Here is a 14,194-nt window from a genome sequence, read left to right as displayed (position 1 = left end):
TGGAGAAGGTGCGGACGACGGCCGGGAAGGGGATCGAGGGCGACCGTTATGCCGCCGGGACGGGCACGTATTCGCAGCACCCGGGCGGCGGCCGGCACCTCACCCTCATCGCCCAGGAAGACCTCGATGCGGTGGCCCGCGAGACCGGGATCCGCCTCGCCCCCGCGGAGTCGCGGCGCAACGTCCTCACGACCGGCGTCCCGCTGAACGACCTGGTCGGGAAGCGGTTTTGGGTCGGGACCACCCTGTGTGTCGGCATCCGGCTGTGCGAGCCGTGTTCCTACCTTGAATCCAAGACGCAGGCCGGCGTGATCACCGCGTACGCGCACCGGGCCGGGCTGCGTACCGAGATCCTCGAGGGTGGAGCGATCGCGGTCGGCGATCCCATCCGTCGGGCTGAGGAGAGCGCCGCCTAAACCGCGACCCCTCGCCACAGCGGGATTGATGATCCATTGGATCGCCCTTGTCTTCGCCTTCAACAATGCCACCGTCCAACTGCTCGTGCCTCTGTACGCCCTGCACCTCGGATATCCGGGCCTGGTCATCGGCATCTTGGCCGCCCTCCCCTCCATCGCCAATGTCACGCTGCGCCTCACGTTTGGCCGGCTTTCCGATTACCACGGCGAAACGAGGATCCTGCGAATCGGCGGGCTCTTCTATCTCGCCGCGGCCATCGGCCTGCTGCTCTCGACCTCGTTTGGGCTTGCGGCATTGGTGGGCGCTCAACTCCTCCAGGGCGTGGGCCGCGCGGTCTTCTGGACCGTGGGGCAGACCTACGTAAGCAAGCTGCCCCTGATGCGCGGACAGCACTTGAGTCTGTTCAATGGCGCGTCAAATTTGGGGATGCTTTTGGGGATGAGCGGCGCTGGGGTATTCGCGGCCGCCCTCGGCTATCGGGGAGCCTTTCTCGTCGTCATCGGGTTCGCGCTCCTCTACCTGACGCTCACCTCCTCATTAACGTCGCTGACCACGCCGCCTGACCCGGGCTCGGGCGGCCGGCCCGCCGCGTGGGCGGCATCCCTTAATTTCAACTTGGGGCCCCTCTGGTTGGCGGCGGCCTGTTCGTTTGTGACGGGGGGGACGATGGCGTTGGCCGCCTCCTTCTTCCCCGTCTATCTATCGCGGCTGCGATATGGCGAGCAGGGTATCGGCCTCCTTGTCATGATCCTCGCCGCGGGGATGCTGGGCGCGAGCTTCGTGTCGCGCGCCGTGGTCGGCGCCTCCGCACACCTGGAGCGCCTCGCCGCGCTTGGCATCGCCGGCACCGGCCTCGGGTTTGCCATCGTCCCCACGCTTCGAAGCTGGCCCCCGCTTGCCGCGATGTTTCTCGCCGCCGGCTTCTGCGCGGGCGGATGCAACCTGATCTCCCAGCTGCTGGTACAGCGGCACAGCGCCTGGAATGCCCGGGGCACCGCCATGGCCTCTGTCGGGCTGTTCGGGAACGTTGCGCTCCTCGTGCTGCCCACGACCATCGGCGTGGCCCTCAAGTGGGTCTCCCTAGAGCGGGCCCTCGTGGCCGCCGGACTGTTCATGATCATCCTGGGGTCCGCGGTCGCTCTCGGGTTCAGAAGCGCCGCACCTCCCATCGCAGTGCCCGTCCTCGACCCACACGTCCCCTATCGGCAGCGGCCCCTGCACTAGGCGACCACGCTGACCCACACCCGCTGCACCGCGTTATTGGCCATGCCTCGTACGTTCCAATTCTGTGTGATCGGCTGCATGTGGCCGGCCTCGTCGCCGGCCCGGCAGCAGAGCTCGTGCTCTCCGGGCCCGGCGAGCCACTCATAACTCCAAGGGTGCCACGCCTGCGGAGACTCGGCCGGGCCGAGCTCGGCGGGATGCCAGGTCTTCCCGCCGTCCGCGCTGACCTCGACCGACCGGATCGCGCCGTGGCCGGACCAGGCGCGTCCCGTCACGAGGTGGCGGCCCGGCGCGAGAAACCGCCTGCGGGTCAGGAAGTCGGGGATCCCCGGCGGCACCATCAGCGACCGCACCAGCATGCGCGTCACCGGAACGCCCTCGTCGTCTTCGGACTGCTGGATCCGGTACACGTCCTGCTCGCCCCCCCTGAAGGGCTCAGAGGCGACCGCGATCCGGCACAACCACTTCACGGACACCATCCCGTACCATCCGGGGGCAACGAGGCGAAGCGGGAACCCGTGCTGCGGCGGCAGCGGCTGCCCGTTCATCGTGTGGGCCAGGATGACGTCTTCGCGCAGGGCCTCCCCCAGCGGCAGGCTCATCGCGTAGGCACGCTCGTGTCCGTCGCGCACGCCCATGTCGAGACCGGTGCAGACCACCTCGACAGCGCCGTCGAGGACCCCCGCCTCCTCGAGCAGCATCCACAGAGGGACGCCGGTCCAGACCGCCGTCCCCACCCCCTCGAGGACCCAGGGCTGACTGATAGGACGGGGCGAGAGCAACGCGCGGCCATTGCCCGCGCACTCGAGTGTCACGCGCCGGGTCACGGCCGGGCGGGCCAGCAAGGCGTCCAGCGATAGGGCGAGCCGGTTTCTCACTCGCCCCTCGATCTCCAGGCTCCAGCGGTGCGCCTCGACTTCGGGAATGTCGTAGTGGCAGAGCGTGTAGTGCATGCCGATGGGCGTGACGGAATAGCGGAGCGCTTCGAGGGGGGTGCCGTGATTGCGGGCCGACAGTCCGAGCTCCTCGGGGGTCAACAACGGGGAATCCGAATGCGTGGCGGCGGATCGGTGTGTGCTCACAGGCATCCTGGGTCCCGCGACATCGGTGCACCGCGCGCTTCGCCGAGCCCGAAGACCTCCCCTGCAGAACCTTGGTATAATCGGGATAGGCTCCGTTCGCGTCTCGATCGCCTTCTGCGAGTATTCGGCTAATCTTGTGGTCGGAGGTGAGCACGGTGAACAACACCCCCCTCGGTCGCGCATCCGGTCAGACCGTCGCACTGGCGCAGCCGGCCCCCCCGATCCGGCTCACCGTCAACGGCACCGCGCACACGATTCGATCGTCGCCCGATACGCCGCTCCTGTACGTGCTGCGAGACGAGCTGCAGCTGCAGGGGCCGCGGTTCGGCTGCGGGCTCGGCCAGTGCGGGGCGTGCACGGTGCATCTCGGGGGCAACGCGGTCCGCTCGTGCACGCTCCCGGTCTCGGCGGTCGGGGCCCAGCCGGTCACGACCTTGGAAGGCTTGGGATCCCCGGACCGGCTGCACCCCGTGCAGCAGGCCTTCATTGAAGAACAGGCGATGCAGTGTGGGTACTGCATCAATGGATGGATCATGACGGCGGCGGCGTACCTCGACAAGACCCCCAATCCCAAGGACGCGGAGATCCGGACCGCGCTCTCGGGCCTAATCTGCCGCTGCGGAGCGCACATGCGCATCCTTCGGGCCGTCGCGCGCGCCGCCTCGCGGCGAGGGTGAGGAGGAGATGCCCATGACGAGTACACGCGCGCTCTCCCGGCGTCAACTCCTGGTGACCTCCGGAGCGGTGGTCGTCGGCTTCGCGATGCGGTCGGCGCTCCCCGGCGATCCACCGGATGCCGCCGGCGCGGTGCCCGGGCCTGAGGTCACACCTGATCCGGCGCGGCTCGACTCGTGGTTGACGATCGCCCGGGACGGCAGCGTCACGGTGACGACGGGCAAGCTCGAGCTTGGGATGGGGGTCTCCACGGCCTTCGCGCAGATCGTGGCCGAGGAGCTCGATGTGCCGCTTGGGTCGGTCTCGTTCATCATGGGGGATACGGCGCGGACCCCGGATCAGCGAGGCGTGGGCGGCAGCACCTCGATCTCCGTCGGCGCCAACCCGCTCCGGCAGGCGGCGGCGGAAGCCCGCCGGGTGCTGCTGGACCTGGCGTCGGCCCGCCTTGGGGCGCCGGTCGACCAACTCACCGTCCGGGACGGCATCGTGCGGCGGAAGGACGACCCAACCCACAGTGTGTCGTATGGAGAGCTGATCGGCGGACGCCACTTCGACGTGACCCTGAAGACGAGCAACCAAGGCGAGTCGTCAACGGTCACGGGGAGCGCTCGACCAAAGTCTCCGGATCAGTACACGATCGTCGGCAAGCCCATTCCGCGGATCGACATTCCCGCCAAGGCGGCGGGCAGGTTTTCTTATATCGTCGACGTGCGGGTGCCCGGCATGCTGCACGGCCGCGTCATCCGCCCGACGCCGCCGGGCGCGAAGCTGCTCAGCGTCGACGCGCCACCGGGTCTTCCGGGCGTGAAGGTGGTGAGGAAGGGGAACTTTCTCGGCGTCGTGGCCGCGACGGAGTGGGGCGCGATCCAAGCGGCGCGCACGCTCAAGGTCACATGGTCGGGGTCCGGCGCCACCTGGCCCGAGATGGCCGGCTTCTACGCGGCCATGTGGGCCATGCCCGTGCGCGACCGGCAGGTGCTCGGCCGGGTGGGGGATGTGGACGCGGCGCTGACATCGGCGGCGCGGACGGTCGAAGCCCGGTACGAGTGGCCGTTCCAATCGCACGCCATGATGGGTCCCTCCTGCGCGGTGGCCGACGTCAGGGATGGGGGCGCGACGATCTGGTCGCACACCCAGCACCCCCACCAGTTGCGGGATGGTATCGCGGAGCTGCTCGGCCTGCCGGCCGGCAAGGTGCGCGTCATTTGGGTCCAGGGCGCCGGTTCGTACGGTCGCAGCGGGCACGACGACGCCGCGGGGGATGCAGCCGTCCTCTCGCAGGCCGTCGGCCGCCCCGTGCGGGTGCAGTGGATGCGGGCAGACGAAACCAGGTGGGATCCTAAAGGACCGCCGCTCGTCGTGGCCGTCCGGGCCGGCCTGGATGACCGCGGAGGCGTTGTGGCCTGGGACTTCGTCGCGCGCAACATCAGCATGTCGGGGGTGTCCCCCCAGCCCAGCCACGCGGGGAACTTCCTGGCGGGTCAGCTGATGGGGCTGCGCACGGACAATATCGACCGGCCCGCCACCCTGCAGGAGTCGTACACCTTTGCCAACAAGCGCAAGCTCGGCGAGGTCGTGCCCTGGCCGCAGGAGGCGTCGCCGCTGCGCACGTCGAACCTGCGGGCCCCCGGACAGCCGGGGACGACGTTCGGCGGGGAGTCTTTCGTGGACGAAATCGCGTCAGCGGTGCACGTCGATCCGGTGGAGTTCCGGCTGCGCTATCTCCAAGAGCCCCGGGCCATCGCGGTCGTCCGCGCGGCCGCTCAGCAGGCCGGCTGGATCTCGCGGCCGTCGCCTCGCGCCAACATCTCGCGGACCGGCCTGACCATCGGCCGCGGGATCGCCTACACTCCCCGCGGCAACACCCGCCTCGCCACGATCGCGGAGGTGGAAGTGAATCAGGCCACCGGGCAGGTCCACGTGACCCGCTTGGTGATCGCCCACGATTGCGGCCTGATCATCAACCCGGACGGCCTGCGGGGCACCATCGAGGCCAACCTGGTGCAATCGACGAGCTGGGCATTGAAAGAAGAAGTGCAGTTCAACCGCGAGGGCGTGAGCAGCGTGGACTGGGCCAGCTACCCCATTCTCCGGACGCCCGAGGTGCCCGACAAGATCGAGATCGTCCTGATCAACCGTCCGGACCTGCCGCCGTCCGGGGCGGGGGAACCGGCTGCGGTAGCGACGGCCCCGGCGATCGCGAATGCGATCTTCGACGCGACCGGCGTGCGTATCCGCACCGTGCCTTTCACGCCCGCGCGCGTCAAGGCCGCGCTTCTACATCGAGCCTAGGAGGGCAGACACGCACGCTTAGAAGTGCCGCACGCGGCGCGCCGCGGTGTCGAAGTCGACGCCCTGCTCCAGCAGTTGCGTAAAGCGCGCATCGGCCGCCTCTACCTCCAGCGCCCGGCGCGCCACATCGTCGACGCGGCGGGCGGGGATCGCCACCGCGCCGGTCTGGTCCATCGCCAGCCAATCGCCGGGTCGGATCCATGCACGGTCCCAGTGCAGCGGGGCCCCGCGTGTCACGAACCGGATGCGGCCCTTTCCCGTTCTCGGGGTGATGTGCGTTGCAGCCAGGAGGAAGTCCATCGCCCCGATCTCATCGACGTCGCGCGCGCCGCCTCGAATCACACACGCGGGTATCCCCCGCAAGATGGCCGCGCGGGTGGCCAGGGCCCCCCAGCTCGATATGGGTTCGCCCAACACGTCGATGACGAGCACCGTGCCGGGCGGTGACAACCGGATCTGCTCCCCGATGGAAAACGCTTCCACCGGGTAGGATCGGTCAAGCGTGACTTCCGCCACGATGGTCTCAACGGGACCGGCAGCCCGCCGGCGCCTGCCGCAGATCCGAAATCCGTCGAGGGCCCCGCCGTCGTCGATGCCCAGCTCGTCCAGCGCGTCGAAGATACTGCTGGACGAACACCGGCAGAGCGTCTCAGCCACCGACGTCATCCGGCCCTCCTTCCCCGCGCTGCGAAGCTGCCCACGCGGCTATCTCACCGACCGTGGCAAACCAGACCCGGGGAATGCCCCGCAGGTGCCGGACCAGCTGTTCCAACCCCAGCAGCCTGCCGGCCCGCCCGGAGATCCACGGGTGCATCGTGAGCACAAAGCATCCGTTCTCCCCGTACATGCCGTCGAACTCCTGCGTCCACAAACGGATCACGCGGTCGGGATCGGCGATCACACCGCCCGCCCCACGCGCAAATCGATAGAATGGTGCATCGTCCAGCAGCCACTGCACAGGGACTTCCACCAGCGGGCCGCCCGGGGTGGGCAGGTCGTAGGGAATGTCGTCTCCCATCAGGGAGCTGTCGTAGACGAATCCGTGATGTTTGAGCAGGGCCGGCGTCCCGATATTCAATTCCCAAGACGGCGAGCGATAGCCCGCGGGGCGCAGGTCCAGATGCGCCTGCCAGATATCGAGCTGCTCCTCCATCACTCGGGCTTCGCGTTCCGGGGTGAGGGTATCCAACGTCTCATGCACGTTGCCGTGCGCCCCCAGTTCGTGGCCCGCGTCGCGGATGGATCGGATCGCCGGGGTGTGATGCACGATGGTGTACCCGGGGACGTAGAAGGAGCCGCGCAGGTCGTACCTCTCGAGGAGACGGAGGATTCGTGGAAGGCCTGTCCGGACGCCAAACCGGCGCTCCTCCATGTCGCCCAATTGATGGGCGGCTTTTTCCGGGCTCCGGAACACATGGGCCGATTCGGCATCCACGTCGAAGGACAAGGCCACCGCGCAGCAATGCCCGTCGGGCCAGCGATACCGCATCAGCCCCCCCGGACCAGTGCGCCGACGGCCAACCCGGCGATATAGGCCCAGCCGAACCGGCGGTTGTGGACGAGGGCCACCCGATGGTACCAGAGGGGCCATCCGATGTACCCCACCGGGGGGGCAGACGGCTTGGGGCGCGCCGTCACCGAGAGGGCGCGCCCGGCGCTCGGCAGCGCAACGGCGACGGCCGCGGCGAACGGAGTGAGGCGGCCCGTCGCGATGAGGACCGCCACGATCACGTACATCGCCACGATCACGGCGCGGTTGAGCCACCGCGCACGCTGTTCCCCAAGGGCCACCGGGAGCGTGCGCTGACCGTGGCTTCGATCGAACTCCGCTTGGTCGATGTGTTTGCCGATGAGGATGGACATCACCCCGAGCCCGTACGGCACCGACACGAAGAACGCGGTCAGGGACAGCCGGCCTGTGATGACGAAATACCCGCCGCCCACCATGAGGGGACCCCAGACCAGGAAGGCGGCGACCTCTCCGAGCCCGACGCTCTTCAACGGCGTCGGGGCGGCGTCGTACAGGTATAGGAGCGCGAGGCCGGCTAGGGAGAAGGCGAGGGCCACGGGCCCCCGCACGGCCCAGAAGTACAGGACGATCATGATCCCGACGATGGCGAGCAGCCCCAAGCCCACGAGCAGGCTCTTCGCATCGAGAATCCCGCTGGCGATGGGGTGGATCGTATAGCGCATCCGAGGTGAATCGGGCGTGTCGTGGCCCCGCCTGTGGCCGAAATAATCGTTGCTCAGGTTGCTGATGGCATGCGCCGCCACGAATCCGATGAGCACGAGGATAAAGGAGGCCGGATCGAACCGGCCGTCCGTCGCGGCGACCAGCCCGGCGATGATCGCGGCCTGGGCGGAGATGACAAGGATGACGCTGCGGGCGGAGAAGAGGAACTTCGCGACCGGGTCGAGTTGCGAAGCCACCCGGTCCTGAGGCGGGTAGAAGCCCACGAACGCTCGGGCCCACGACCGCGGCCCGCGAAGCGCAGCACCTTCTGACGCCGGCCCGGTCATGGCGTAGCCTCCCGGTGCGTTTCTCATGACACGCGTAATGACGCGCGGCGCGCACCACAGCCGCTTACGGTGGATCTTACTGCGCGTGTATTCTTAACCCCTCTCGATCGCCAAGAGCCCGCGGCGACGCCCGGAGGGTTACAGGGAACTGCCGGAGAAGGTCGCTCCGCGAAGCAGCGTGCAGCACGAGGAGGGAATGTCGATGGCGGCATGGATCCACGCACAGGTGCGGTCGGTCAGATGGGGAGCCGCGTTGGTCGTGGCCGTGTTGGCCTTCGCCGGGGTCAGGGCGGGGGCCGCCCCCATCGCGGGCGGCACGCTCATCGCCGGCATCGACTCGCAGCCGCTGACCCTCGACCCCCACGCCTCGACCGCCGCGATCAGTTACCTCGTCGCCAGCCTGAACGTGACTGAGAGCCTCCTGTTTCAACAGGCGGATGGCAAGTTCGTTCCATGGCTGGCGACCGGCGTGACGATGTCCCCGGATGGGAAGACCTTCACCTTCTCGCTCAGGAAGGACGTGTCGTTCAGCGACGGGGCCCCCTTCAATGCGGAGGCCGTCAAGTGGAACCTCGACAGGATCGTCAATCCCACCTTCAAGGCGGGGGGCTCGGCGAACGCGTTGGTTGGCTACACAGGGACGACGGTGGTGGACGATTCCACGGTGCGCGTGACCTTCAAGGAACCCTACGCGCCCTTCCTCGCCAACATCGCCGTGGGGGTCCTGGCGATGCTCTCGCCAAAGACCACGCCGACGCAGGGGACCGACGTGGGCAAACGGCCCATCGGGAGCGGGCCGTTTACCGTCTCGGAGTGGGTCTTGCAGGATCACATCACCCTGACCCGCAATCCCGCGTACGCCCGCCGCGCGCCGTGGAGCGACCATCAGGGCCCGCCGTACCTGGACCGGATCGTCTGGAGGATCATTCCCGAGAGCAACAGCCGCAACGTCACCGTGGAAACAGGGGAAACGCAGATGATCTACCTGTACTCGTCGCCCGGCGTGGCGCTGGCGCAGTTGAAATCGAACAAGGCGCTGCGGATCGAGAGCCGGCCGTTCCCGGGCTCCTCGTACTTCTGGTGGGTGAACGTCAAGCTCCCCCCCACCAATGACCTGCAGGTGCGCCGGGCCCTCAGCTATGCCGTCTACCGCAACGCCATCGTGACGTCGGTATACAAAGACCTCGACCTGGTCGGGTGCGGTCTCCTCAGCCAGTACTTGCTGAAAGATCCCGCGGCGTGCACCTACTACCCGTACAACGCCGCGAAGGCCGCGCAATTACTGGATGAGGATGGATGGAAGATGGGCCCCAACAATATCCGCATGAAAGACGGCAAGCCCCTGTCCGTGGTCATCAACTCGTTGAACTACGGGGGCGGCAACTTCCCAGAGGTGGAGCTCGTCCAAGGGCAGTTCCTGCAGCTGGGGATCGACGCCAGGATCAAGAGCCAGCCCGCGGCGCCCTGGAACGAAGACAACTATCGATGCGCCACAAACATGGGGTCGATCTTCCTGCGCACCAACGACCCGGACGCCCTCTACGCGTTGTTCGATTCGGCAACGATCGGCAGCAACTTCAATTGGTCCTGCTACTCCAACCACGACGTGGACGCGCTGCTCCAGGAAGGCCGCGCGCAGCTCGATCCCGTAAAGCGCCAGGCGGTCTACACGAAGGTGCAGCATCTGCTGCTCGACCAGGCTGTCGCGATCCCCCTCATGGACAAGCTCTCCGTGTGGGCGATCCGGGACTCGGTCAAGAACATCAAGTACAATTACTCGACGTATCCCGCGCTCAGCGACACGTACATTCAGAAGTAACCAGTCGCGAGGAGGACTCCCCCCTGGATCTGGGATTGGCGGGCAACGTCGCCGCCGTCACGGGCGGCACCCGAGGGATCGGCAGGGCCGTCTGTGACTGCCTGGTGGCAGAGCGATGCCACGTGAGCCTCTGCGCGCGGGACAAGGCCGGGCTCGATCGCACGGTGGACGAACTCCGCGCTCGCGGGGTCAGGGTCCACGGAGTGGTCGCCGACGTGACGGCCCCAGGAGCGGTGGAGCGCTTCATCGACGAGACCGCGTCGATCTTCGGCGAGATTCACCATCTGGTGGCCAACGTCGGAGGGACCGTCGGCCCGGGGTTCTTTGAGGCGACGCCCGAGGATTGGGCGCGCACCTTTGACGTGAATACCCTGCACGCCGTTCGAGCGATCCGGGCCGCCGTCCCGCACATGACGCAACCAGAAGGATGCAGCATCGTCATCGTGGCGTCCATCTCCGGCTGGAAGCCCGGGCCGAGGCCTCAATACGGAGCGGCGAAAGCGGCCGAGATCTTTCTCGCGGGCGCGCTGGCGAAGGAGCTGGCGCCCAAGCGGATTCGGATCAATACGGTGAGCCCCGGCTCGATCTTGTTCCCTGACGGCGGGTGGGACCGGTTCCGGGAGCAGCATCCCGATCGCTTCGAGACCTTCGTGCGCCAGGGGTTCCCGTGGGGGCGCCTCGGGCATGCGGACGAGGTGGCCGACGCCGTGACCTACCTGCTTTCCGCTCGCGCGCGCTGGATCAATGGCGCGAACATCCCCGTCGACGGCGCCCAGAGTATCCCCACGGCCCCGTAACGAGACGTGCCTTGCGCCGCCGGAGTCAGCCCGGCGACGGCGCCGGCATGGGCTCACCGGCGACCTCAACCACAACATATCGCCCCTGGGTTGAGACGGGATACGTCTCTGCGACGTAGGGCCCCTTCACCAGACCGGGCCCCGGCGCGTCCGGTTCGGCCCGGAGCGCGCTTCCTTCCTCGATGCGCAGCTCGTAGCGCCGGGCGCGCAGGCGCGCCGGCTCGCACCAGGACTGACCGGTCCGAATATGAAACTCCCAACCGTGCCAGGGGCAGGCCAGGATCTCACGCCTCGGGACGTACTCGAATTCGCCGGGGAGGCGGGCTTCCAGGATGCCCCAGAGCTTCCCCTCACACAGCGGGCCGCTCTGGTGCGGACACCGGTTCCGGAGGGCGAAGAACTCTCCATCGATATTGAAGATGCCAACGGCGTGCCCGGCGACCTCGACGATCTTCCGGCCGCCGGGCGGGATTTCGTCGACTGCGGCGACGATATATTTCACGTGAGCCGATAGAGGGCCCGCGCGTTCTCAGAGAAGATCCGCCGCTTCACCTCGTCCGGGAGATAGGCCGGCACCGCGTGCTCGGGCGAGTCACCATCCCAGTGCGGATAGTCGCTCGCGAACATCAGGCGATCGGTGTACCCGTAGTGCTCGAGGAGTTGCTCGAAGTGGCGCGGCTTCGATCGGGGCGGCTCCTCCATCGGCTGCGTGCTCAAGTAGAGGTGCTCGCGGATGTACTCGGAAGGCGGCCGTTTCAGGTGCGGCACCTCGCCGCGCAGCAGTCTCCAGGAGGCGTCGAGCCGCCACATCAACGCGGGGACCCAGCCGAATCCGTTCTCGACCGAGACGATGTTGAGCGTCGGAAAATGCTCGAAGACCCCCTCGGCGACCATGCTGGTGATGTTCGCCTGCATCGCCTGAGGCGGACCGATGTGGTCCTCGATGTAGTACGACGCATGGCCGGCGCCCGTGATCGGGTTGCCGGCGGAGAAAAAGGCATGCGACGCGACGTGCAGGCCGTAGGTGCTGCAGGCCTCGTAGATCGGCCAGTACTTGCGGCGGCCCATAGGCTCGTGAGGCCGCCCAAGGAACAAGACCTGTACGAACCGCTTGTCCGCCCCGCAGCGCTTGATCTCGTCGACCGCGCGCGGTGGATCCTCATAGGGAATGACCATCGATGCCCGGAGGCGCGGCTCCACGTCCAGCCATTCGGCAACCTGCCAGTCGTTGACGGCGGTCGCCAGCGCGGCGTCCAGGTCCAAGTTTGGGTGGCGGCCCACCGGGGTCAGTGGATTCAGGATCGCGTAGGCGATCTCGTACCGGTTGAGAAAATGGTCCCGCGCGTAGGCGGCCTCGGATCCCGCCCGCCGGCCCGACGGGGGCCAGGCATCTGCGCGGTGATCCATGAATCGCGGATAGAAGCTCCCAGTGTAGTACCGAATGCCATAGGCGTCGATGTGGTCGCGCCACCGCCGCGAGAGATACGGGTAGAGATCCCTGTCCGAATCGAGCTCGTTGTGCACGTCGCAATCGATGATCCCACGCCGGGTCGGCGTCGTGCGTGTCACATCCACCTGTGGAATCGCCATCACGTGCCTCCCCTGCGCGTGCCCGCGCGGATCTCGCCGCCCCGCGTCGATTTTTCCCAGTTGTAAAAGGCGCGCGCGTTCTCGCTCTCGATCTTCCGTGCAAGCGTCTCCGGCAGATGGCGCAAGAGGCCCTCCCGCGGATCGACGCCGTGTTGATGCGGGTAGTCGCTCGCGTACAGCAGCATCTCGTCGGACCCGAGCTGCTCGACCACCTCCAGGAGCTGCCGCACGTCGGGAGGGGCGTCAAGCGGCTGGATCGTCACCCGCATGTGCGCGCGCATGTACTCCGAGGGCGGTCGCTTGACCCAGGGCACGAGCCGGCGCAGGTTGTGCCACTCCTTGTCGCAGCGCCACATGTGCGTCGGGAGCCAGGTGAACCCCGACTCGATCAGCGCCACCCGGAGCGTCGGATAGAGCTCGAAGACGCCCTCGACGACGAGGCTCGCGACCTGAGACGCGAAGACCTGCGCCATCCCGGCGTATTCTTCAAAGTAGTACGAGGGCCACCCGGTCGGCGTCGGCGGGTTCCCGGGCGCGCCGCCGAAGTGAATGCCTGCGACGAGATCGTGCCGCGCAATCGCTTCCCAGAGCGGGTGGTAGAGCCGGCTCCCGTAGGGGTGCTCCGCGCGCGCCGGCAGGAGCACCTGGACGAACCCCGGGTGGTCACCCAGCCGGTCGATCTCCTGCGCCGCCAACGCGGGGATCTGCACCGGGACGACCAGCGAGGCGCGCAGCCGCGGCTCCACCTCCAGCCATTCGGCCACCTGCCAGTCGTTGACCGCCTGTGCGAGTGCTGTGGCCTGATCCGGATTGTGGAGGCTGTCGATCGCGTAGGTGCAGTTCAGGATGCCGTACTCGATGTCCAGCGGATCGAGCACCTGGGCGCGAAGCCGCTCCAGGCTCGTGCCGGCCGGGCGGCCATCGGGGAGACGGCAATCTGGGCGGGCCGTCACCGGCGCGCTGGGTGGGTAGTACGTGTCGATGGGCCCTTTGAAGCGCGTGTTCTCGATGTGCTCGACCCAATGGGCCGGCAGGTACGGATAGAGGGCCTGCACGCCGGGGACGTCGTTGTGGAGGTCGCAGTCGATCACGTGGGGACGCACCTCCGTGCCTATCCCCTTCAGCAAGCAGGTCTAGGAATCCTCGCTCCACTTAACACTCTCATCACACATCGACCGCGCCGCCGGCCTATAGTAGTGACCGTGAGCGATCCGCCACACCGGTTCCCGGGCCCGCGCATCGTGCGGATGGCGCTGTGCATGACGCTGGGTGGCGCCCTGACGAGCGCGACCGGTGGCGCGGTGCAGGGACAGACGCCACCCATCTCCTGGGTCGAACTGGGGCCCGGCGGCGGCCTCATCGCCAGGGTCATCACCGCCGGGGCCTGCCCGTCTGTCAGCCTCCCGACGGGCCGGACGCCCACAACACTGCGCGCACGCGCCTCAGCGGATTTCCCCGTTCAGGTCTGCGAAGCCGCCCTGCCGCCCGGTGCCGTGGCCCTTCCCGGACATCCGCCTCGCCGGATCGTCGTGATCGGCGACACCGGATGCCGCGTGGAAGGCGAAGGCGCGGCCGCCTGGGCGCAGGCCTGCCACGATCCGCTGGAATGGTCCTGGGCCAAGACCGCCGCGAGCGCGGCGGCATGGCACCCCGACCTCGTCATTCATGTGGGGGATCTGTTGTATCGCGAGTCGGAGTGTCCCCCCGGGAGCGCGGGATGCCTCGGCGATCCCTGGGGGTACCGCTGGGCGACCTTCAACGCGGACTTCTTCGCGCCG

General features: G+C 67.8%; 14 protein-coding genes. 7 read left to right on the top strand and 7 right to left on the bottom strand.

The features are described 5' to 3' along the window. Window positions 1-416 (top strand): MOSC domain-containing protein (locus VFP86_01000; protein ID HET8998202.1); only part of this gene is annotated, 416 nt, incomplete at its 5' end. A 28-nt stretch (window positions 417-444) separates the two neighbouring features. Beyond that, on the top strand, window positions 445-1,641 hold the full coding sequence (locus VFP86_00995) for an MFS transporter (GenBank protein HET8998201.1): 1,197 nt from the start codon (window positions 445-447) through the stop codon (window positions 1,639-1,641). Here the strand turns inward: VFP86_00995 and VFP86_00990 are convergent. Continuing rightward, window positions 1,638-2,723, bottom strand: a complete 1,086-nt coding sequence (locus tag VFP86_00990; protein ID HET8998200.1) for a sulfite oxidase — start codon at window positions 2,721-2,723, stop codon at window positions 1,638-1,640. The two genes, VFP86_00995 and VFP86_00990, sit on opposite strands and share 4 nt — an antisense overlap. A gap of 221 nt (window positions 2,724-2,944) precedes the next feature. Here VFP86_00990 and VFP86_00985 point away from each other — a divergent pair, with 221 nt between their 5' ends. Next, complete coding sequence (locus VFP86_00985; protein ID HET8998199.1) at window positions 2,945-3,400, top strand: (2Fe-2S)-binding protein; 456 nt, start codon at window positions 2,945-2,947, stop codon at window positions 3,398-3,400. Window positions 3,401-3,413: 13 nt separating this feature from the next. Beyond that, window positions 3,414-5,690: a molybdopterin cofactor-binding domain-containing protein gene (locus VFP86_00980; protein ID HET8998198.1), complete on the top strand. Its 2,277-nt coding sequence runs from the start codon at window positions 3,414-3,416 to the stop codon at window positions 5,688-5,690. An 18-nt stretch (window positions 5,691-5,708) separates the two neighbouring features. Here the strand turns inward: VFP86_00980 and VFP86_00975 are convergent, their stop codons facing one another. The 3 genes from VFP86_00975 to VFP86_00965 are packed head-to-tail and all read right to left on the bottom strand — an operon-like array spanning window position 5,709 to window position 8,210. Then, window positions 5,709-6,356 (bottom strand): hypothetical protein, encoded by a 648-nt coding sequence (locus VFP86_00975; protein HET8998197.1) that lies wholly within the window; start codon window positions 6,354-6,356, stop codon window positions 5,709-5,711. Further along, entirely contained in the window at window positions 6,340-7,179 is an 840-nt protein-coding gene (locus VFP86_00970) for a polysaccharide deacetylase (protein HET8998196.1), read from the bottom strand. Before VFP86_00970 ends, VFP86_00975 begins: the two co-directional genes overlap by 17 nt. After that, the gene (locus tag VFP86_00965) at window positions 7,179-8,210 is read right to left on the bottom strand and encodes a prenyltransferase (GenBank protein ID HET8998195.1); all 1,032 of its coding nucleotides are present in this window, start codon (window positions 8,208-8,210) and stop codon (window positions 7,179-7,181) included. Before VFP86_00965 ends, VFP86_00970 begins: the two co-directional genes overlap by 1 nt. A 202-nt stretch (window positions 8,211-8,412) precedes the next feature. Between VFP86_00965 and VFP86_00960 the strand changes: the two genes are divergently transcribed. Beyond that, window positions 8,413-10,029 (top strand): ABC transporter substrate-binding protein, encoded by a 1,617-nt coding sequence (locus VFP86_00960; protein ID HET8998194.1) that lies wholly within the window; start codon window positions 8,413-8,415, stop codon window positions 10,027-10,029. Between the two features lie 35 nt (window positions 10,030-10,064). Then, window positions 10,065-10,826, top strand: coding sequence for an SDR family oxidoreductase (locus tag VFP86_00955; protein ID HET8998193.1), 762 nt, complete (start codon window positions 10,065-10,067; stop codon window positions 10,824-10,826). Between the two features lie 25 nt (window positions 10,827-10,851). Here the strand turns inward: VFP86_00955 and VFP86_00950 are convergent, their stop codons facing one another. Genes VFP86_00950 through VFP86_00940 form a run of 3 tightly spaced genes read right to left on the bottom strand, consistent with a single transcriptional unit; the run spans window position 10,852 to window position 13,519 of the window. Then, complete coding sequence (locus tag VFP86_00950; protein HET8998192.1) at window positions 10,852-11,328, bottom strand: Rieske 2Fe-2S domain-containing protein; 477 nt, start codon at window positions 11,326-11,328, stop codon at window positions 10,852-10,854. Next, window positions 11,325-12,416, bottom strand: coding sequence for an amidohydrolase family protein (locus VFP86_00945; GenBank protein HET8998191.1), 1,092 nt, complete (start codon window positions 12,414-12,416; stop codon window positions 11,325-11,327). The genes VFP86_00950 and VFP86_00945 overlap by 4 nt, the downstream gene beginning before the upstream one ends. Further along, the gene (locus VFP86_00940) at window positions 12,416-13,519 is read right to left on the bottom strand and encodes an amidohydrolase family protein (GenBank protein ID HET8998190.1); all 1,104 of its coding nucleotides are present in this window, start codon (window positions 13,517-13,519) and stop codon (window positions 12,416-12,418) included. The genes VFP86_00945 and VFP86_00940 overlap by 1 nt, the downstream gene beginning before the upstream one ends. Before the next feature lie 156 nt (window positions 13,520-13,675). Here VFP86_00940 and VFP86_00935 point away from each other — a divergent pair. Continuing rightward, window positions 13,676-14,194: metallophosphoesterase (locus VFP86_00935; GenBank protein HET8998189.1), on the top strand; the 519-nt coding region annotated here is incomplete at its 3' end.

Source organism: bacterium (assembly GCA_035703895.1).
GTDB lineage: Bacteria > Sysuimicrobiota > Sysuimicrobiia > Sysuimicrobiales > Segetimicrobiaceae > Segetimicrobium.
Note: the sequence above shows the minus strand (reverse complement) of the source record. Positions and strands in the feature narration are given on the sequence as shown.